This window comes from Jeotgalibaca dankookensis, assembly GCF_002005405.1.
In the GTDB taxonomy this organism is placed as follows: domain Bacteria; phylum Bacillota; class Bacilli; order Lactobacillales; family Aerococcaceae; genus Jeotgalibaca; species Jeotgalibaca dankookensis.
This window is the reverse complement of sequence record NZ_CP019728.1, coordinates 1,211,400-1,233,380: the sequence shown is the minus strand read 5'-3', so window position 1 is coordinate 1,233,380 and position 21,981 is coordinate 1,211,400. Positions and strand designations below refer to the sequence as shown.

13 protein-coding genes and 1 pseudogene are annotated in these 21,981 nt (G+C 36.3%); 8 read left to right on the top strand and 6 right to left on the bottom strand.

Features of this window, described 5'->3' with window-relative positions:
• Positions 1 to 76: 76 nt before the first annotated feature.
• The 5 genes and pseudogenes from BW727_RS10925 to BW727_RS06030 form a co-directional block, all read right to left on the bottom strand.
• On the bottom strand, positions 77 to 397 hold the full coding sequence (locus BW727_RS10925; RefSeq protein ID WP_062470569.1) for a bacteriocin immunity protein: 321 nt from the start codon (positions 395 to 397) through the stop codon (positions 77 to 79).
• 297 nt (positions 398 to 694) lie between these two features.
• Positions 695 to 2,008: pseudogene (locus BW727_RS06045) on the bottom strand (IS1380 family transposase).
• A gap of 618 nt (positions 2,009 to 2,626) precedes the next feature.
• Positions 2,627 to 4,447, bottom strand: a complete 1,821-nt coding sequence (locus tag BW727_RS06040) for a hypothetical protein (protein WP_062472224.1) — start codon at positions 4,445 to 4,447, stop codon at positions 2,627 to 2,629.
• On the bottom strand, positions 4,434 to 6,647 hold the full coding sequence (locus tag BW727_RS06035; protein WP_062472226.1) for a glycosyltransferase family 2 protein: 2,214 nt from the start codon (positions 6,645 to 6,647) through the stop codon (positions 4,434 to 4,436). Before BW727_RS06035 ends, BW727_RS06040 begins: the two co-directional genes overlap by 14 nt.
• A 4-nt stretch (positions 6,648 to 6,651) precedes the next feature.
• The gene (locus BW727_RS06030; protein WP_062472229.1) at positions 6,652 to 7,692 is read right to left on the bottom strand and encodes a bifunctional glycosyltransferase family 2/GtrA family protein; all 1,041 of its coding nucleotides are present in this window, start codon (positions 7,690 to 7,692) and stop codon (positions 6,652 to 6,654) included.
• A 705-nt stretch (positions 7,693 to 8,397) separates the two neighbouring features.
• Here BW727_RS06030 and BW727_RS06025 point away from each other — a divergent pair.
• From BW727_RS06025 to BW727_RS05995, 7 genes are all read left to right on the top strand, one after another.
• Positions 8,398 to 9,867: a C69 family dipeptidase gene (locus tag BW727_RS06025; RefSeq protein WP_227807158.1), complete on the top strand. Its 1,470-nt coding sequence runs from the start codon at positions 8,398 to 8,400 to the stop codon at positions 9,865 to 9,867.
• Between the two features lie 132 nt (positions 9,868 to 9,999).
• The gene (locus BW727_RS06020) at positions 10,000 to 10,911 is read left to right on the top strand and encodes an SMR family transporter (RefSeq protein ID WP_062472231.1); all 912 of its coding nucleotides are present in this window, start codon (positions 10,000 to 10,002) and stop codon (positions 10,909 to 10,911) included.
• Between the two features lie 118 nt (positions 10,912 to 11,029).
• The gene (recQ, locus tag BW727_RS06015; protein WP_062472234.1) at positions 11,030 to 12,796 is read left to right on the top strand and encodes a DNA helicase RecQ; all 1,767 of its coding nucleotides are present in this window, start codon (positions 11,030 to 11,032) and stop codon (positions 12,794 to 12,796) included.
• 122 nt (positions 12,797 to 12,918) lie between these two features.
• Positions 12,919 to 14,178 (top strand): dicarboxylate/amino acid:cation symporter, encoded by a 1,260-nt coding sequence (locus BW727_RS06010; RefSeq protein WP_062472237.1) that lies wholly within the window; start codon positions 12,919 to 12,921, stop codon positions 14,176 to 14,178.
• 123 nt (positions 14,179 to 14,301) lie between these two features.
• A complete protein-coding gene (locus tag BW727_RS06005) occupies positions 14,302 to 15,882 on the top strand; it encodes a hypothetical protein (RefSeq protein WP_062472240.1) in 1,581 nt (526 codons plus the stop codon).
• Positions 15,883 to 16,010: 128 nt separating this feature from the next.
• On the top strand, positions 16,011 to 16,631 hold the full coding sequence (locus tag BW727_RS06000; protein WP_062472243.1) for an NUDIX hydrolase: 621 nt from the start codon (positions 16,011 to 16,013) through the stop codon (positions 16,629 to 16,631).
• A 79-nt stretch (positions 16,632 to 16,710) separates the two neighbouring features.
• Positions 16,711 to 17,238 (top strand): acyl-CoA thioesterase, encoded by a 528-nt coding sequence (locus BW727_RS05995; RefSeq protein WP_062472246.1) that lies wholly within the window; start codon positions 16,711 to 16,713, stop codon positions 17,236 to 17,238.
• A gap of 44 nt (positions 17,239 to 17,282) precedes the next feature.
• Here the strand turns inward: BW727_RS05995 and BW727_RS05990 are convergent, their stop codons facing one another.
• Positions 17,283 to 20,714, bottom strand: coding sequence for a pyruvate carboxylase (locus tag BW727_RS05990; protein WP_062472250.1), 3,432 nt, complete (start codon positions 20,712 to 20,714; stop codon positions 17,283 to 17,285).
• A 170-nt stretch (positions 20,715 to 20,884) separates the two neighbouring features.
• Here BW727_RS05990 and gcvT point away from each other — a divergent pair, with 170 nt between their 5' ends.
• Positions 20,885 to 21,979: a glycine cleavage system aminomethyltransferase GcvT gene (gene gcvT / locus BW727_RS05985; protein ID WP_062472253.1), complete on the top strand. Its 1,095-nt coding sequence runs from the start codon at positions 20,885 to 20,887 to the stop codon at positions 21,977 to 21,979.
• Positions 21,980 to 21,981: the final 2 nt, after the last annotated feature.

Sequence of the window (21,981 nt, the reverse complement as noted above, 5' to 3'; positions counted from 1 at the left end):
ATTGAAAAAAGTAAGTTCTATAAAATGTTTCTTATTTTCAGACTATTAAAATACCTACCTTCATTTGATACACACATTAAAAAGGGAGATGATACTTCACTGATAAAAAAGAGTGTAAAGATTTGATTGCTATCATACTAACCTGCCCGTTATTTTTTCCAAAAGGGTTTAAAATAACTTTTCCTGTCATCTTGTTGGTTATCTCGTGCCAACTCATATAGTTTGCCTCAGGCATCTTCAAACGATTTCCCAAGGTATAGCCTCGAAGTTCTTGGCGAAGATGATGGTACACGGCATGGGCATCTTTTCCTTTACTCAGCTGCTTTGCTAGACTAAAGAGCAACTGGTGTATATAAGGATTCTTATTCACTTCGAGATCAGAATAAGCGGCGCTCATTGCGTCCAGTCATTTCACTCTTTATTCTCTCTCACCTACCATAACGTTTCATCATCCTTTAAGAATCATATTATTAATCTATTACTACCCTGAATTATTCATACTTCTAAATTTTCCTTATTAATTTAGGAAAACCGTTGGTTTATACTTTTTTATCATTGTATTCCGAATGTGAATCGCACCATTGTTTCAAATTTTGTTTGCGTTCAAGAATCAGTACGAAAAACTTCCGGTTTTTGGGCGCACGATCCCCTTGGAATTCATTAATTTTTTTAAAATTTCAGTTGGCTCTCGGCCCTACCAACAGAGTTGCTGGATTTTGTCCAATAAGTGGTAGAACAGGTTTTGGTAGACATGGGAAGAGCTCGTCTTCAAAAACAACTTTCGGCCGCTGCGGACCAGCTTGCCAGCCACTTTGAAGAGGCGCAGGCGCAAGGTGTCTACTTGGAAGGCCGCTTCTTTCGCCGGTAAACAGATTGTTTTCATGAAGTTGACCAGGTTGTAAGCCAAGAGGCTTACCATCATCCGGCCATGGTTTTCCAGAAAACAGGAGCTATCCGTCTTGTCGAAATGGAAACCGTTCTTCGCTTCCTTGATATAATTCTCCATGGTGCCACGCTTGTGGTACAGCTGGAACATTACTTTGGCGGATACATTCTCCGAAAAGTTCGTCACCAAGTATTCATGGCGAAACGTTAATTCCCCTGCATCGCGTGTCGATTTGATGCAGACACGCCTCTTTTTTTCCCAACTGCTGGCTTGATAGGTTGTCGAGTAATAGTAGACTTCCCGGTGTTCCCAGGGATGGTCGTCGCCGATCAAGACGAAAGATTCGGCCAACTTGGCCAGTTTCGCATTCGCCTTGAGGCGAATCACATAATAACTTTTGTAGGTTTCACAGGTATCATAGACTTCCGGTGTCGCAAATCCGCTATCTCCACGCACCATGATATCGGTGCACGGGAGGGTGTGGCTGTAATGCTCCAGCATTAACTCCAGAAATGTTTTCACCCCATTTGAGGTATAAACATTGCCAGAACGAAGTTCTGCTTTCAGGAAATCACCCGTTAGGCCATCGAAAGCGACCAAGGGATGGTACCCGTTCGTGCCATAGTGGGCATTGTAGTTGGCAGCCTCTTGATTACCGAATGTATCGGAATGAGTGGAATCCAAATCGATGATGAGTTCGGTCGCATTCCGTTTCGTCCGCGCTTTATCAATTATGGCTTGATTCAGGCTTTGGAATTGGGAGATGGTTGCCTCCGTTATTCGGTCCCAGAACCGAGAAAGAGACGCTTGCGATGCAATCCCGTCCTTATCAAGCACCAAACGGAAAATAGGATCTTCCTTCAGTAAATTGGCGGAAGAATCCGTAGCGTATCCGGCAATCAACTAGAACAAGAGTTGCTCCAGCAAGGAAATGTTGTCATGATGCCAGTAGTGTCGGTTGTCCTGGAAGGTGAGAGAATGGGTAGCTAATGTTGAGAAGCCAATGGAATCCATGAATTCTTTTACCAAAATCAGCCCAGAATCGGTGGAAAGATTTCCGCCCGTATTATTTACGACCATGTTTGAGTTGAAATTTACGCGTTTTTCCTGTAATGTAGCCATTGAGAGAACCCCTTTCATGGTTTAGTTTAGTCGCTTTAACCATAGCAGATTGGGGTTCTTTTTGTACACCCAAAGGGTGTCGGATAACTAAACAAAAAACAGTGTTGGAACAACGCTTAGAGAGCATTTTAGAAAAACTATGAATTATTCAGGGTAATATGTGGACTGGTAGATATTAAAGAAATCCCCATTGGAACGCTAACCCCAGCACACCTCAAATTTTCTATGGAAAATGCAGCTCATTCCATTCAGAACACCTCTGATCAAACGATTACTTCGCACCTATGCCGGATTGGAATATTTTCATAGTGAAAACTAATAAAAAATTTAAAGACTTGTTATGAAAACATGAGTCATCGGAAGTAAGGAAGTTCAAACATATGGATTAAGCTATTGTATATATGTTTATAACCAAGCGAAATAATTTCCTACGAAAATTCTTGACATACCGATTGTTACTTAGAGTACTTTTTAGTAAAGCAGAGAGAACTACTTTGTTTGGTTCAAATTCATAAATTAAAAAACACTCCACTTAAAATAATTATTTTAAGTGGAGTGTTTTTTAATTTACTAACGAGATTATTCAATTTTTACAACAAAGGTTCTTGGTATAAAAACTTAATCTAATAAATCTTTAACAGCATAACTCCCTATCTTTGGTACGTCTCCTGTTAATTGTTCCATGAGTTCCTTAAACGTCCAATGATCTTCCAAAATAATAATCGAATCAAAAGATTCTATAAAAGTCCTAAAGGATTGGCTATCCATCATAAAATCATCTTTTGGCGTGACGTTTGTAGAATACAAATAATATTTAGAGAAAAAATTAGTATAGTAACTATTTAAATTTTCTTTGTCCGTTGTTACTACTAAAATGCGATCTTGATTTATATTAAATTGCTGACTTACCACTTTTTGAAACTGACCGGGAACACTTTTATAAAATTGTGTATTATGATACTTTATGCCATTTACTTCTGATAATAATAAAAGGATAGATATAAAAGATAATATAATAGTACTATACTGATATATTTTTTTTGTGAGAAGTGATTTATAGCTTTTGTAGTTTCGCAATGCAATGTTTTTTTCATAGAGTGAATAATCAACTTCTAATGCTATGGCAGAAAAAGCAAGCCCTAAGGAAAAAATAACGATACTCGAAGCATACCGCTCAATACCTGCTAATCTAATGGCTTCATCGATAGGCATTGAGAATAAAAACATACAATAAATACCAAGATAATATGAAAAAATAATAAAGATACCAATTATTAAAACTTTTAATAAAGAGTTTTTTCTACCTATTCCTATTCGTATGATTAAATAGCCGCCAAGTAGAATAATTAAAAATAAGAGTATACCCTGTGTATTTGTATTATATATATCTGTTAAATAATCAAACTGCTTATTAAAAATATCTTTTGTAACATTAGAATCTTTAGCTTTGAATAACGATTGATAGCTAGTCAGACTCACTTCATGTTTTGTAACCTCGAAATGATTTTTAACATAATAAGACCAATACATTATTGGGGAAAAAGAACTGACAATAGCAATTAAAGCAACCAGTAAAGACTTTGTTTTTGATTTCTCTTCTATTACTAGTGGAATTAACTTATAAATAAAATAGAACAATATGACTATGCTGAAAAATATACCACTTGATTTTACAAGATTTAAAACAGCTGTGATGATGAAAAATAGAAAACTCATAAGTTTAATATTTTTTCTGCATGAATAAACTGCAGCAATACCAGATAGTGCAAGAGCAGGTAACAAGTAGTCTACTAAAAGATTATTTAAACGAATCGAGGTATTAAAATAATTAAATAATGTTATAGTAAAAAACATGATAGAAATAGTCAAAACTCTTGTTTTATCTCTAATAAAAACGCCCAGTGAAAATAGAGCAGATGCAATGAATATAAACTGGGACACGAGCATGACATTATCTCTGAATCCAGCTATAACTGTTGAGTAATAAATAAATAATGAGCTGCCCATCGGGTAAGATGTATAACTAATAATGGAGTCGACATTTGTTGGAAGATGCCCCTCAGTAAATAAAAATTTCACAATCAGGGCCCAATGGGAGAAATTATCATAATGTTCAAGTTGTGTAAACATTAATATACTTCCAATAAGAGCTGTATAGATAGTAAACCACACATTCCACATAGAAAAATGAGGAATACTACGTTCTTTACTTCGTAACTTCATGAAGAGTATATACACCCAATAAAAAGAACATGCAATAAAAATTAAAAAAGTAGCGGGTAGCAATAAGTTAAGAAATCCAGCTATATATAAAAGTAAAACAATTGAACAAATGGTAGTAATCCAACCTAACTCGTTAGGAATTTTCATTCTACGAACAAAAAATTGCTTTCCACCATATAATGAGAAAATAAGAATGAGAATTCTAATTAAAGTCATTTATTCTGTTTCCTCCTTTAGATAAATGAGTTAGTAATAAATCAAGATTTTCCTTTATATTTTCTTTATTAATAATATCGAAAACATGTAAATCATTATCAATAGCTACTCTCTTTAATTGTAGTTGATATTCAGGTAATTCGATTTTAAATAAATCATCAAATGAACCAGAGTAGTCATTAAATTGAATAATTATTTTATCGTAATTGGCGGATATTATTTTTCCTTGAAATCCGTTTATAATAATTTTCCCATCTGAATCTATAATACTTTTTTTATTTTTTTCTGGTGAGATACGTATAATTAAATATGAAATATGCATTTTCAGCGTATTTACTAAGTGATCTAGAGGAGTAATCCACGGATCTCTTTGTCTAGCAAGACTATTATTATAACCATCATATACAATATTTAAAAAATTATTGTATATCTCGCTATCACCAAAAGAATCAAGCTGTACACCATAAATCCACCCGGTCTCGTTTTCTACCTCCCGAATAATAACCCCCTTCATTGGTAACTGTTTTTCATTATTCTGAATACAAATATTTATTGAGTAGTTTTTAGAAAAACATAGTTTTGTAGAAGAATGAAAGGACAAACCACTTTCGGAAAGGTTAATAGTATTAGATTTAATCCAAGGGCCATTATTATGATTAAATTGTATTGGAAAATATCTATCAAATCGCTCATGTTTACGATAAATAGGGCGACCCAAGAAAAATAATACTGAAAAAACTAAATTGAATATGTGTACGAGTAACCAAAAAGAGACAATACTACCATATAAAATTTCTGAACCAAATTTATTATAATTAAATTTTATAAATCCCAAAATACTTAATAGTAATAGAGTTAAATAGGGGAGCATCAGTAAAATATTTCCAGAGGAATCAAGTGTAGTTTTGTTAGTAACTTTAAATTGCTTTTCACTTAAACCAATTGTTTCTAAAAAAACAGGAACAATTAAGTACGGAGCAAAAATTGTTTCCTGAATTTCACCCCAGCTTTGAGTACGAATATCACTTGCGGTAAATTTCATTGTTAAATGCAAGAGAATATAACCTGGAAGCCAGAAAATAAAAAGTTGCCAAATATCAGCTACCACCACTCGTGTATTGAAAACTGTAAACATGATTGGAGCCATTATATAAATAATACGGCGAAGAAAGGACCACCAATAAAGGTAACTATTTAAGAACACCATTTTTTGGGGTAATGAAAAATTTTTGTTTGTAAAAATTTTAAGATTATGCACACTTCTAATAACGCCGCGTGCCCATCTAATTCTCTGTTTAAACATACTTGGGATATCCATGGGTGTTAAACCAGACGCCATAGGTTCTAAAGTAGAGATACTTCTATACCCTTGTGAATTTATAAGGGCACCTAATTCAAAGTCTTCAGTGATTGTATCCGTGGGGAAACCACCAACTTTATCAATTGCTTCTCTCAGAAGAACAGTGTTTGAACCAGTGTATACAGCCGCTTCATGGGCATTGTTAAGTACATTGACTTCTCTAGAAAAAAAATCTTGTTCATTAGGGATGCTTTTCTCAGAAAAAAAGTTAAATTGAAAGAGATCAGGGTTATAAAAACTTTGAGGTGTTTGTACAAACCCTAATTTTTTTTTATATCCTTTCTGTTTTACAAAATAAGGAACAGTTTCTATTAAAAAATTAGAATAAGGAATCATATCAGCATCAAAGGTAGCTATTAATGGTGAATGTATCTTTGATAAGGCATTGTTAATATTTCCAGATTTTGCATGTTTATTATATTCCATACCTATGTGTTCAACACTAAACTTTTGAGCTAATTTCTTTACTTCCTCCCTGTTCGTATCGTCTGCTAAATATATATGAACTTTACTCAAGTCTGGATAAATCATATTTTTACAGGCGTTAAGAGTTTTATATAAGATATCAATATCCTCATTATGTGTCACGATTAACACATCAATATGAGGGTATTGGTAATCGCTTATTTCTGGTTTAACAAGTGGCTCTTCTTTATGTTTACTCCAAATAAGTATGGCAGCTGTAAAACTAGATGTTATTTCACTCCCTATTAAAAAAATCCCAAATAGGATGGCATACCATGAATCTTCAAGTGGCAGTGTATAAAGAATGCGCCATAAGAGATAAAGAATAAGTGACAAGATAGTTAGTCCATAGAGTGTTCTTCTTAATAAACTCATAATTCTACCCCTTAAAAATTATTTTTTTTTGAATAAAATAACTTACTAAAAATAGCATACTGTCAATTATTATTTTTAATAAGACAGTAGCCTGAGTTGAAAATAAGAATGATAAGAAATGAATAAAAAAGCTAGATAGTATAATTTGCATAATTGCTAAAGAAAAATATTTAAACATACTCAGATGAGAATTATTCCTGAAAACAAAGCGTTTATTTAGCGTATAGTTAAAAAGAGCAGATATAACTCTAGCAAAAAAAGAAGAGAGGTAAATTGCAAAAAAGCCTATAGGAAATAGAATACGCACCAAGATAGCATAAACAGAAATATCGATAATAAAGGCTAGTATAGAAGAGATAATATACTTAAAGAAAACACTATATATCCGAACGGAATCAGAAAAGACCTTAAAATGTGATGATTTATTTCCATTTATATAGATAGTACTAATCGGATGTGAAACAACGGGGACTTCGCTTTCTCTAGTTGCTATTAACATATTCGTTTCAAATTCATAACGGTCACCCTCTAGTAACAGTAAGTCATCAAAAAAGGTTCTTGGAATAATTCTAAGACCAGTTTGAGTATCTTCCAATGCTATGCCGGTAGTCATTTTCAAAATATTCCTCGTAACTATGTTACCAAATTTACTTCTAAGAGGGATATTTCGACCAAATGTGCGTGTTCCAAGAACGAGAGCCTCAGGATTTTTACGTGCTGTTTCCATACAACCAACGATGTCTAGTACGGTGTGTTGGCCGTCGGAATCGACCGTTATTAGTGAGTCAATGGAAGGAAACTTTTTTTGTATATACTTAATTGCAGTTTTAATTGCTACACCTTTTCCTTTGTTTGTTTTGTGATTTTTTACAATACAATCATATTGCTTTGCTTGTTCAAATATTCTGAGATATTCATTTGAACTGCCATCATTAATAATGATAATAGGAATTTCATTTACTGTACTTCGAATAGACGTTAATAACTGGATTAATTTCTCATCCGGATTAAGTGCGGGAATAACAATTATAAAATTTAAACTCACGGTAATAGCCTCTTTCTTTTTTCATATATAATATCAGTAGTGAATTTACGAAAAACAAAGACATAAACTTTAAAAAAAGATTATACCTTGAATATGATTATAAAAAAAGGGCCTTTGAATTAACATTCTATTCTTTGAGACGTATTTCATTAGAATTGTCAAAATAGTAGTGCAAGTTTTAATCAAAAGGAAACAGCTTTCCTCTGGAATTACCAAGGAAACATTTGAAACATAGCCAAATTAGAATAGGATATACTGGCAGAGATGTAAGAATAATCGCGTATTAATAGCAGGCAGGTCATGATAAGCATAACGGTATTAACAATAAGTTAGAGAATGTACCAAAAGTGTTGTGGAAAGATTAGAGAAGTGTGGAAGTAAATGCTGTTGTATAAGCTACCCTTAGCGCGGACCAATAAAAAATATTTGAAATTTCAATAGGTAAAGAAAAAAGACTTACTCAGTAGCCCCAAGGTACCAATCCAAACAGTTATATTTCCTGTAATAGTTAGAAACAGATGAAAAATCTCTAAAAAGAGTATGCAAACAATAATGTAAGTGCTATCATAAGTGTGCAAAGCTAAGAGGAGTTCGAGTAAGTTACCTGTTGATCCCATCCAAAAAGACTTCTTTAAGCTAAGTAAAGAGATATCTCTATTGTATTGGTGCAGAAGGAAAAGGATTGATTATAAGGAGGAGAATATAGTGAATAAGAAATTGATTAAAGGTGCGAGTATTTTTGCAGTAACTGGGATGCTATGGGTAACGAATATTGGCTTTGTTGAAGCGTGTACGTCTGTATTAGTAGGGAAAGATGCTTCAGAAGATGGTTCAACGATGATTGCCAGGAATGAAGATATGGGAACGGCTTGGTCCAAACATTTCTACGTCAGAGAAGCAAATAAAAATGAAAAAAAATTTGAGTCGAAAGGAAATGGTTTTTCTCTAGAACTACCAAAGGAGCAGTTGAAATACACTGCTACTCCAGAATGGGATGTTTCAGAGGGTCTATATGAAGAAGCTGGAATTAATAGTAAACAAGTTGCCATGAGCGCGACGGAATCAACAACGATTAAAGAAAGTATTTTAGAAATTGATCCCTTAGTAGAAGACGGGATTGCAGAAGATGCCATGCTGACAGTCGTATTACCTTATATTGAATCTGCTAAAGGCGGCGTCGAAAGATTAGGAGAAATTGTTGAAGAAAAAGGTGCTGCTGAAGCTAACGGGATTGCTTTTTCTGATAATGAAGAAGTGTGGTATATGGAGACACTTTCTGGCCATCATTGGGTAGCCGCTCGAATTCCAGATGATAGTTATGCGGTTGTTGCAAATACGATTACCATTCAAGAAATTGACTGGGATGATTCAGAAAACTACCTCTATTCTAAAGGTTTACAAGAATTTATTACTGATAATGACTTGACTGATAACCTCGAAGAAGCTTCTATGAGAGAAATATTTGCCGACACAGCAGATGATAGTCAATATAACATTCCAAGAATTTTATCTGGACAAAAAATGTTAACGGATTCTGATATAAAAATAGATGACGAAACATTTGATCTCTTCCAAAAATCAGATAATCCCATAACTGCTCGAGATATTGCAGATATTTTAGGTTCACATTTTAATGATACGGAATACGATACCTTTGGTGGAGAAAAATCTGATGCTTTTCGTCCTATCAGTGTGCCGAACACCATGGAATCACATATTTTACAAATTAGAAATGATGTACCAGAAGAAATAAGTGGGATTCACTGGCTTGCGATGGGTGTTGCGTCAACTAGCAATTATATTCCTTTCTACAGTGGTATTACTGAAACACCAAAAGAATACCAAGAAGGAACCGATGAACCAGATCAAACATCAGCATATTGGAATTACCGTACAACGAATGCCTTAACGAACCCTTACTATAACGAATTTAAACCAGAATTAGTGATGCCGGTGCAAGAAAAAGTCTGGGGTTATATGTACAAATCAGTAGAAAAAATAGATAAAGAAGCCAGCAAAATGCTTGAAAAGGATTCAAAGGAACTCGCTTCCTATCTAAACAAAGAAACCCAAGAAATGTCCAAATACGCTATGAAAGAATACAAAGAATTAAATAAGACACTGCTTAAAAAGTTGACTGAGAAAACAAATGTCGAACACAATGAAGATTTATAAGACAAACACTCTATTCTAACAGAAACACTGCCCTCATAATTTGAAGGCAGTGTTTCTTCAATTATTTAAAGCTTTAATTTCCTTTGTGTAATAAAATAGGGTATCGACAAAAGATATCAAAAGGGAGAAAATATGACTTATCTACTGTTAGCAATTATTTGTAGCGCATCCATCGCACTTATTTTTAAATATACAGAAAATATACCTACAAATCGTTATGTGATTACAAGCGCGAATTATTTTATGGCGTTTGTGACTAGCTTGTTTATGATAATCACAAGAGATTTATTAGTAGATGTGGAACAAAATACCCCATTTATAAAAGAATTAACTCAACTGTATCTTGGTAAAACTGCTATTTTATCACCTTATGCCAGTATTATTTGGGGACTTATAAGTGGGAGTATTGCAGGATTCTTTTTCTTTTCATCTTTTTTTTATTACCAAAAAAGTGTCAAAGAGAATGGGGTCGGTCTGTCAGGAACTATAGCTAAACTAGGTATTCTTATTCCGATGATTTTTTCAATTATTATCTGGAGAGAATTTCCTTCCGCTATTCAATGGATTGGAATCACTCTATCCTTGCTTTCAATTCTGCTGGTTAATCTGTCACCGCAGTCACTTGAAAAGCTAGATATTAAACCAACGCTTATCATCTTATTTATTTTGGGAGGGATGGCTGAATTTTCTAATAAAATTTACCAAAAATATGCCCTAGCTGATTACAAAGACATTTTTCTTTTTGCGACTTTTTTTGTAGCCTTTCTAGTTAGCTTATTTTACACAGTAAAGCGAAAAGAAAAAATTACGAAAAAAGATATAGTAATAGGCTTTGTAGTTGGAATTCCAAATTTATTTTCATCATATTTCTTAATTCTATCCTTAGCGACTGTAAAAACATCGGTTGCCTTCCCAATTTATAGTGCTGGAAGTATTATCTTAATTAATCTTGGAGGCATTTTAATTTTTAAAGAGAAAATAACTAGGAAAAATCAACTCGCAATTTTATTAACCATTATTGCGCTTGTTCTTATTAATCGATAATTTTTATACTTTTGATATTACTACCAACAAGTAAAGGTCATGAGTTTTAAAGAAGGTTTTCATCGTCTCGTGATTTCATGTATACTATTAAAAGAGTATTTTTAATTGGGGTTATGAGATGAAAAAAATTGAAACAGTATTAAAAGAATATTATGGGTATGACCATTTTCGACCGGGACAAGAAGAACTAATCGAAGCCATACTCAAGGGACAAGATGCGTTAGGAATCATGCCGACAGGTGGAGGGAAATCACTTTGTTATCAGATTCCGGCTATTTGTATGGAAGGAACCGGCATTGTGATTTCTCCACTTATCTCCTTAATGAAGGATCAAGTGGATGCTTTACAAACAATGGGTGTTCGAGCGGGATTCATTAACAGTCAGTTGGATAAGGCAACCTACCTAAATACCATGGATAAAGCACTGTTTGGTTATTATGATTTATTATATATAGCGCCAGAACGGATTGCGAGCGAACACTTTTTAAATACAATCAGCCATATGAATATTAATATGGTTGCAGTAGATGAAGCTCATTGTATTTCACAATGGGGTCAAGACTTCAGGCCGAGCTACCAAACCATACCGCAACTCAGAGACATTGTTCCCGAACATGTTCCTTTCGCAGCTTTTACAGCTACCGCAACGACACAAGTACAAGAAGATATCAGTCAGCAGCTGCGTTTACAAAAACCAAATAAGTTCGTTGCAAGTTTTGATCGTCCAAACTTGTACTTTTCAGTCGTCCAATCCAAGAAAAAAAGTCAGGATTTACTGAGCCGTATTAATGAAGAAGGGTCCACTATTATTTACTGCAACACACGTAAAAATGTTGAGAGTGTTTATCATAACCTCGTCAAAAAAGGATTTGACGTTACGTATTACCATGCCGGTATTTCAGCTGAGGAGCGTATCAAGAACCAGGATGATTTTATTTACGATCGGAAACCGATTATGGTTGCGACCAACGCATTTGGAATGGGCATCGATAAATCAAACGTCAGAAAAGTCATTCATTATAATATGCCCTTAAATATGGAAAGTTATTATCAAGAAGCAGGACGGGCGGGACGTGATGGCGCACCATCAGAAGCCATCCTTTTTTATTCAGGTCAAGATATTATTACCAATACATTTCTAATTGAACAAGGGAATCAGCCACATGCTAAGGAAAAGTTGAACCGAATGATTACTTACTGTAAAACGGGTCAATGTCTACGTGCTTATATTTTAAATTACTTTGATGAGCATCCAGAATGGGAACGGTGTGAGCAGTGTTCCAACTGTGATGGTCATACCGAAACCATTGATGTAACAGTTGACTGTCAAAAAATCCTTTCTTGTATCCATCGTATGGATCAACGGTTTGGGGCTGGAATGGTAACAGATGTGTTGCGTGGTAAAAACAACCAGCGTATTCGTAGTTTACAATTTGATCAACTCTCTACATATGGCATCATGGCTAAAAAAACTGATGAACGGATTAAAGATATTATTTCTCTGATGATAGGAGATGGCTATTTGGCTCTCTCAGGAGATAAGTATCCGATTTTAACTTTTACAAATAAAACGAACGCCTTGCTTCAAGCGCAAGATAAACTACTTATGACTTATAAAATTGTTGATAAAGTGGCACACGACAAAGTAGATACTCAAGAGTATGATAAAGAATTATTTGAAGCTTTGAAAAAATTACGCTTTCAAATTTCGAAGGAAATTGGAAAGCCGCCATTTGTTGTTTTTACCGATAAAAGCCTCATTAGTATGGCCAGCCAGTTACCAACAAATGATTCAGCTTTTTTAGCAATTCACGGGGTAGGACAGAGTAAGTTGGCAACTTACGGTGCTGAATTTATGGCTGTTATTGAAGCACATAAGAAATAAACCAAGCGGTTGATCAAAAAAGATCAGCCGTTTCTTCTTATCTAGGATTGACAAAAATTAAAAATCGTGTATTGTTAGAGACATTATTTAATCGTATTCTAATAAAAGTGGAGGATGGTATCATGAAGAAAAAAGTGGGCTTAGTTCCCAAGTTAGTAATAGGAATTATTTTAGGAATAGTAGTGGGTTCTTTTGCCTCTGCAAATGTGTTACGTCTTTTTGTAACCTTTAGTTCTTTTGTTTCTGCCTACATTTCGTTTATCATCCCTTTGATGATTGTGGCATTTGTAACAGCAGGTATTGGCGAGTTGAGAACTGGAGCAGGTAAATTATTAGGATTGACGTTGGGGTTCGCTTACGGATTTACTTTGATTTCAGGAACCTTTTCCTATCTCGTTTCAAGACTTCTCTTTCCACTCTTCATCAGTGGTGAAACAGCTGCGAGCGTTTTAGATGCAAATGCGACGACTGTCGACCCGCTCTTTACAATTCCACTTTCACCCTTAATGGATGTAACCTCGGCATTAGTGTTTGCTTTTATCATGGGTCTTGGCATTTCAGCTTTACGTGGGAACAAGCGAACAAGTAATACAGGGGAAATGATGCGGGATTTATTTAATGGCTTCCAATCCATTATTCAAATGGTATTGGCAAAAACCATTATCCCCTTATTGCCATACTATATCGCTTCAACCTTTGCATTGATGAGTTATACGGGTGAAGTTTGGCGTGTGTTAAGTATTTTCTGGCGTGTCTTCGTCATTATTTTTGTAATGCACTTCTTAATTCTACTCTTCCAGTATGGTGTAGCAGGTGCAGTTACGAAAACGAATCCTTTCCGCTATTTAAAAAATCAAATTCCTGCTTGGTTAACAGCTGTTGGAACTCAATCGTCCGCAACGACAATTCCAATTAATGTTGAAGTCGCTAAAACAAATGGCGTTTCCAAGAGTATTCGTGAGTTTGTTGTTCCGCTCGGTGCGACCATTCATCTGTCAGGTAGTATGATTTCACTAACTGGATTTGCAACAGCAATCTTAATGATGAATGATATGGATGTCAGTTTGAAAATGTTTCTTCCCTTTATCATGATTCTAGGTATTAGTATGGTCGCAGCTCCTGGGGCACCAGGAGGTGCGGTTATGAGTTCATTGCCATTCCTACCTATTATCGGCATCGCTTCAAATGGACCGCTGGCAAGTTTAATGATTGCTCTTTATTTGACACAAGACAGTTTCGGAACAGCTTGTAATGTCTCGGGAGATAACGCCATCGCTTTAATTGTTGATAAGATAAAAGGCCAGTTTGGAATCGACTCTGATCCTGAAGAAGTAGCTGAACCCTATGAGGATCAAACGGTTGTTATACAGCCGGAGGTTTAAAATAATGAATGAGACTCACTTTTCACCAGTGAATATTGCTGGGAAAAGGAGTCTCATTTTTTTAAGATTAACTATGAACAAACATGTTATAATAGTTGTATTAAAAGAAATGGAGGTTTTTAAATGATCAAAGGTTGGAAAAACATAGCCATTTCATTCGGATTACCCTTGATTGGATTTATCGTTTATTGGTACTTTTCGCTGACTCCTTTAACTTTTCAATCGCTTGAATTTTGGATGAACATTTTCTTATATCTGGCCGTGAGTGCATTAATTTCATATACGCTAGATGCACGTAGAGATATGAAAGTGTTAAAAATAAATGGTGTTATTGCTGCGATTGGGATTTTAGTTTTAGTAGTCAGTTTAGTGATTGGGATGCCATTTTTTAGATCGAAAAGTTACGCAAATCTCATTACACATGATACTGGGGTTTTTGAAGAGGATATGGCCATAACAAATCCAAGTGAAATACCAACAATCGACCGTGATATGGCGGAGCGGTTGGGAAGTCGTAAAATTGGGGAAGTCTTAGACTTGGTTTCACAGTTTAACGTTGCTAATGAGTTTACGCAGATTGCTTACCGTGGGGATTCTATTCGTATCTCACCGCTAGAGTATGTCAATGTTTGGCGTTGGTTTAGTAATCGGAGTGAAGGGATTCCGCATTATGTAATGGTAGACATGGTAACAGGAGATGCAGATTTAGTTGATCTAGAAGAAAATATTCGCTACTCACATTCAGGATTTTTAAATGATGATATTACGAGACACATCTTTTTGAAGCATCCAACAACTTTATTTGAAAGACCGGTTTTTGAATTAGATGAAGAGGGTCATCCTTATTATGTCGCACCGATCGTTAAGCGCCAATTTAGTTATTTAGGACCGAAGGATGTAGTGGGTGCTTTTGTAGTTGACGCAGTATCAGGTGAAATTAATCGTTACGGATTAGATGATATGCCTAAATGGGTAGATCGTGTTTTCCCAGCTGATTTAATTATGGCCCAAGTTAATTACAACGGTCAGTTTCAAGATGGCTTCTGGAATAGTATCATTACGAAACGTGGGGTTATCCAAAATGCTAAAGGCTATAACTATATCGTTTTGGATAATGATTTATACCTTTATACGGGCTTAACCTCTGTTGCTTCTGACGAGTCGAACGTTGGATTTTTGCTGGTTAATTCACGTACAAAAGAGTCAAATCGTTATGATATTTCAACTGCAACGGAATGGAGCGCAATGGACAGTGCAGAAGGATCGGTTCAAGAAAAGGAATATACTAGTACCTTTCCTTTGCTCTTTAATATGAACGGCAAACCTGTCTACCAACTGTCTTTAAAAGACTCTGCTGGTTTAATTAAGCTCTACGCCTTTGTGGATGGTTTAAACTACCAACGAGTTGGAATTGGTAATAGTTTGCAACTAGCGTGGCAATCTTATAATGGTGGCGAAGTAGTTATTGATGACGATGAAGTGGTTCTTGAAGGAGATATCACAACAATTTCCGGCAAAGTCAGTTTGTTGCAAGCAGTTGTTGTAAATGGTGAAACGGTTTATTATTTCACATTGGATGGTAATAATGAAGAAATTTATACCATTCCGGTCTCTATCAGCCGCGAACTTGCTTTCTTAAAAACGGGTGACATGGTTACAATTGAAATGCAGTCAGACATGCCAATCGGTATAGTTATCGAATAAAGAGTGCGATTAAAAATACAAATAGACCTTTTAGGTCTACTTGTATTTTTTTAAATTTTAATACTTCGAATTTGAGATAATATCTAATTAATGGTAAACTAGAAGCAACTTAAGGGGAGGAGTTTACGATGATTGAAGAAATAGAAAATATGTTAGCGGATTACCAACCCAGTCCGCTCGGTAATCAACGCCTTTATTCAGTGATGCTACCACTCATTCAGCGGGAAGGTGAATGGCACATCTTATTTGAAAGACGGAGTCAAAAAATTTCACAACCGGGTCAAACTTCCTTTCCTGGAGGGGCAGTAGAAATGGGAGAAAGTTTTAAACAAGCAGCAATTCGTGAAACGATGGAAGAACTAAATCTTAGTCGCAATCAAATAGAACTACTAGGTGAAATTGATTATATCGTTAGCGAAGAACGTCTCATTCATTGTTTTGTTTGTAAATTAACAGCGCCCTTTGAAACCATTCACTATGACGAGGCAGAAGTCGCCGCAATTTTTACGATTCCGCTTCAGTATTTTATTAAAAATCGGCCTACCTACTATACCTCTCGTTTTGTACTGGAACACGATGACGATTTTCCCTATGATTTGGTTCCAACCGGGAAAGGATATCGTTTTAATGGTGGTAAACACCGCATTCCTTTTTATCGAATCAATGGCTATTCGTTATGGGGATATACAGCCAATTTAACGGATCACTTTATTGACCTTCTAACAAGTAGAAAAATAAAACCTTTTTAAGCAAAAAATGCTTAGAATGGTTTTATTTTTTTAAAATCTGTTAAACTATTTCTAGTACACTTTTTATGGAGGTTAAAAAATGAATGAAAGACCAAAAGTAACATGTAATGAAACGCGAACCATTCGTTCGGACTTCGTTTTTAATCGGGACTTAAATGATAAAGATACGTATTACGGTGGAAATATCATGGCTCATTTTGATAGTGCGGGTGGAGGGGCCTCCTTTAAATTTCTAAAAAACGCTTCTTTTACGGCTACGGTGGACGTCATGACTTTCGTTAGTCCGGTTCATAAGACGGAAGAAATTTATGTTGAATCGTATGTATCAGGTGCTGGCAAATCATCCGTAGAGGCTTTTACTAAAATGATTGCGACCGATTTAAAGACCAATCAATCGCGAGTTGTGGCCTATGCATTTTTGACTTATGTTTTAGAAAATCGTAACAACAAAGATTTTGTGATGCCAGAACTCGTACCAGAATCAGAGGAAGAAATCGCAATTTGCCAAGATTATCAAAAGAGACGGCAACTAAATCTTGAAAAAAGAAAAGACAATAAAGCAATCGAAGCGGCTATTTCCACAAAACCCATTTGGAAAAAGCACTAAATAAAATAGGCAAGAACCTCTCAATGAAAGGTTCTTGCCTATTTTTATTTAGGTTTAATTTCGATTAATAAATCTCCTGCTTCAATACGATCGTTGGCAGTAACATAGATTTGATCAATCACACCGTTAATCGTCGAACGAATCGTTGTTTCCATTTTCATCGCTTCTGTAATGATAACCGGGTCGCCTTTTTTAACGCGATCACCTTTTACAACGAGAATCTCTAAAACAGAACCGGGCATGGTCGAGCCGATATGTTCTTTATTAGTAGGTTCTGCTTTTTTTCGAATTGCTTTGGTACTTGTAATACTTGCATCTTTTATTTCAATCTCACGGCCTTGACCGTTTAGTTCAAAATAAAGGATACGCATTCCTTCTGCATCTGGTTCACCAATTTGGTTCAACTTAATAATAAGCGTTTTACCTTTTTCAATGACAACTTCAATTTGTTCACCTTTCCGCATTCCATGGAAGAAGGTAGGGGTGTCAAGTTTCGTCACATCACCAAACTTTTTAAAGGTATCACAGTAACCTAGAAAAACGTCTGGGTACATTAAATAACTAAGGACATCTTCTTCACTCGGTTGACGGCCTATTATTTCAGCGAGTTCCATACTAACTTTTTTAAAGTCAGTGGGTTGCCTTAGACTACCTGGACGAACAGTAAGGGGTTTTTGATCTTTAAGAATAATTGCTTGTAATTCTTTCGGGAAACCGCCAGTCGGTTGCCCAAGGTCGCCTTTAAAGAAAGACACAACCGATTGTGGGAAGCTCAAATCTTCGCCACGCTCATAAATATCCGCTTCAGTCAGATGGTTTTGAACCATAAATAATGCCATATCCCCGACTACTTTTGAAGAAGGGGTTACTTTGACAATATCACCAAACAGCTGATTAACGGATGCATACATTTCTTTTACTGTATCCCAACTGTCTTCTAAACCAACTGATTTGGCTTGTTGTTGCAAGTTGGTGTACTGACCTCCTGGCATTTGGTGACGATAGACTTCAGTTGAAGTGGTCTGGATGCCAGTTTCAAATCCATCGTAATAAGTACGCACATCTTCCCAATAGCGGTTAATTTCTTGGACATTTTCAATCGTTAAATCAGGTGCAAGCGAACTACCTTCAAGCGCGTAATACAAACTACTCATGGAAGGTTGACTCGTTGTTCCGCTGAGTGCACTTTGCGCCACGTCTACTATATCAACACCCGCACGAATGGCTTCAGTTAGCGTATAAATACCATTTCCGCTAGTATCATGGGTATGTAAATGGATAGGTAAAGAAACGGTCTCTTTTAGTTCACTAATTAACCGGTATGCAGCTTGTGGTTTTAATAAACCAGCCATATCTTTAATGGCAATAATGTGAGCACCCATATGTTCCAGTTCTCTAGCCATATCTTTATAGTAAGCAATAGTATATTTACTTTGATTCGGATCATTGACGTCTCCTGTATAACAAATGGCTGCTTCTGCAATTTTGTTGACGTCTCTCACATATTGAATACTCTTTTCAATTTGAGCCGTCCAGTTTAAACTATCAAACAAACGGAAAACATCAATACCAGCTTCGGCCGCTTGGGTAATAAATGCTTTTAATACATTATCTGGGTAGTTTTGGTAACCAACTGCATTAGACCCACGAAACAACATTTGAAAGAGCGTATGGGGCATTAATTTCCGTAGTTTTCGAAGACGATCCCACGGGTCTTCACTCAAGAACCGGTAGGCAACATCAAAGGAAGCTCCTCCCCACATTTCATTAGAGAATAATTGCGGCATGCCTTCTTGGGTTTGTTTAGCGATAGCTAACAGATCCGTCGTTCTCACCCGTGTCGCCAATAAGCTCTGATGAGCATCTCGAAAAGTCGTATCGGTTAAAAGGACTTTGGATTGTTGTTTAACCCATTGGCTAACTGCTTCGGGGCCTTCTTGATCTAAAATAGTCTTTGCCGTCACCAGTTCCTTTTCAGGTAAAATGATTTTTTTAGGTAGACGTGGTTTTTCATAGAATTTTTTAGGTGCATGGCTAATGCCCGGAAATCCGTTTACAGTTGTATTCCCTAAATAAGCGAGCATTTTATTTCCCCGGTTTAAGGTTTCTGGAAAGACAAAGAGAGAAGGTGTTTCATCAATAAAAGTAGTCGTTGCTTCACCTGAAGCAAAAATTGGATTTTGAATAACATTTCGTAAAAATGGAATATTGGTTTTAACTCCTCGAATTCGAAATTCAGTAAGAGCTCGTTCCATTTTTCGAACGGCATCTGAAAAAGTAGGTGCTTGTACGCACGCTTTAACTAAGAGCGAATCAAAGAATGGCGAGACAACCGTACCTTGGAACCCATTGCCTGCATCCAAACGGATTCCAAAACCGCCCGGTGAGCGGTAAGTATTAATTTTCCCCGTATCTGGAAAGAAATTATTTAAGGGATCTTCTGTGGTGATCCGACATTGAATGGCCGCCCCGATTAAAGGGATATTGGCTTGTTCAGGAATATGGATGTCTTTATGGAGATCCTGTCCTTGAGCAATTTTTATTTGAGCCTGAACAATATCAATTCCGGTAATCATTTCCGTAATGGTATGTTCCACTTGAACACGTGGATTCACTTCAATAAAGTAATACTGGTCGTCAGCAACCAAGAATTCAACTGTTCCGGCATTTACATAGCCCACGTGTTGCATTAACTGCAAGGCCGCTTGACAAATTTCTTGGCGTAAATCATCCGCCATGTTAATACAGGGCGCCACTTCGACTACTTTTTGGTGGCGTCTTTGCACCGAACAATCCCGTTCATAAAGATGGACGATGTTTCCATGTTCATCTCCCAAAATTTGGACTTCAATGTGTTTAGGATTTTGAATGTATTTTTCAACGTAAATGTGGTCATCCCCAAAAGCTGACAAAGCTTCACTACGTGCACGAATAAAACCGTCTTTTGCTTCTTCATCGTTATGGGCAACGCGCATGCCACGGCCACCACCACCTAAAGCAGCTTTAATGATAATAGGATAGCCATATTGGACAGCAAAGTCTAAAACTTCCTCAGCATTTGAAACAGGGCCATCACTTCCCGGGATAGATTGAATCCCTGCAGCAATTGCGGCTTGTTTAGCTTTTATTTTGTCTCCAAAAATATCCAAATGGTGAAGGTCAGGTCCAATAAATTTAATTCCTTCTTCTTGACAACGTCTAGCGAAATGAATATTTTCTGATAAGAAGCCGTAGCCAGGATGAATAGCATCCACCTGTGCTTCTTTTGATAACGCAATAATCCCTTCAATATCTAAATAAGCCTCAATCGGTTTTTTACCGCTTCCCACCAAATAAGCTTCGTCTGCTTTGAAACGATGGACGGATCCTTCATCTTCTTGGGCATAGATTCCAACAGTTCCAATACCAAGCTCTGCCAGTGCTCTGAATATGCGAATGGCAATTTCGCCTCTATTGGCAACGAGTACTTTTTTCATGCTATTTCCTCCAACTTGTATATAAGTAATATTTTTTTAATGTTTAACCATCTTAATATTGTACCTGATATCCCAAAACTAACAACCAGTTATTCTGTAAAAACGATAAGGATATTTTATAAATCTGTGCTAAAATGATAATAGGAAATCATACGAGAAAGGGTGAGAATATGGCAGAATTAAAGAAGACGCCTCTTTTTGATTACTATCAAGCCAATCAAGTAAAGCTTGTTGATTTTGGTGGTTGGGCAATGCCGATGCAATTTTCTAGTATTATTAAAGAACATCAAGCAGTTCGCCAATCAGTAGGGATGTTTGACTGTTCGCATATGGGTGAAATTTTAATTACAGGTCCGGAGGCAGAAACCTATCTAAACAGTCTGGTAACAAATGATATTAGCCGTATGGCTGATGATGATGTTCAATACAATATTATTTGTCAAGATGACGGTGGGGCTGTAGACGATGTGATGGTCTATCGTTTTCACGCTGAAAAATATTGGGTTGTCTGTAATGCCAGTAATACGGAAAAAGTATGGCAATGGCTGAAAGAAAATAAAAAAAATCAACACGTTGAGTTAGAAAACGTGACACAAACAGTGGGTCTGATTGCTGTACAAGGACCGCAAGCAGAAATGGTTATGCAAACGCTAACAACCTTTGATTTAAAAACATTAAAACGCCATAAGTTTAGCCAATCGCTATCTGTTGGTGAGGTTGCAGATGTTCTTGTTTCTCGAACCGGCTATACAGGAGAAGATGGCTTTGAACTTTATATACCAGCTCAAGAAACACCAAGCGTTTGGGAACAACTACTAAAGGCCGGCACGCTTGCTTGCGGATTAGGGTCACGAGACACCTTACGATTAGAGGCCGGGTTGCCTTTATATGGTCATGAATTGACCGAAACCATTTCACCCATTATGGCTGGGCTAGGATTTGCCGTTAAGACGGATAAGCAAGTAGCCTTTAAGGGACAAGAAGCATTAACCCATCAGCGCCAAGCAGGACCGGTGAAGAAAATAGTGAGCTTTCAGATGCTTGAACGTGGCATCCCGCGTCAAAATTATCTGGTTTTTTCAGAAAAAGGTCAGGAAATCGGTTATGTGACGTCAGGAACCCAATCTCCCAGTTTAAAAAAAGGAATCGGGATGGCTCTTGTAGATAGTGACCAAGCTCAAATTGGTCAACAGCTTTTGATTGAGATTCGAAATAAAAAAATTCCAGCAGAAATTATAAAAAAACCTTTTTACAAAAAAGACTAGGA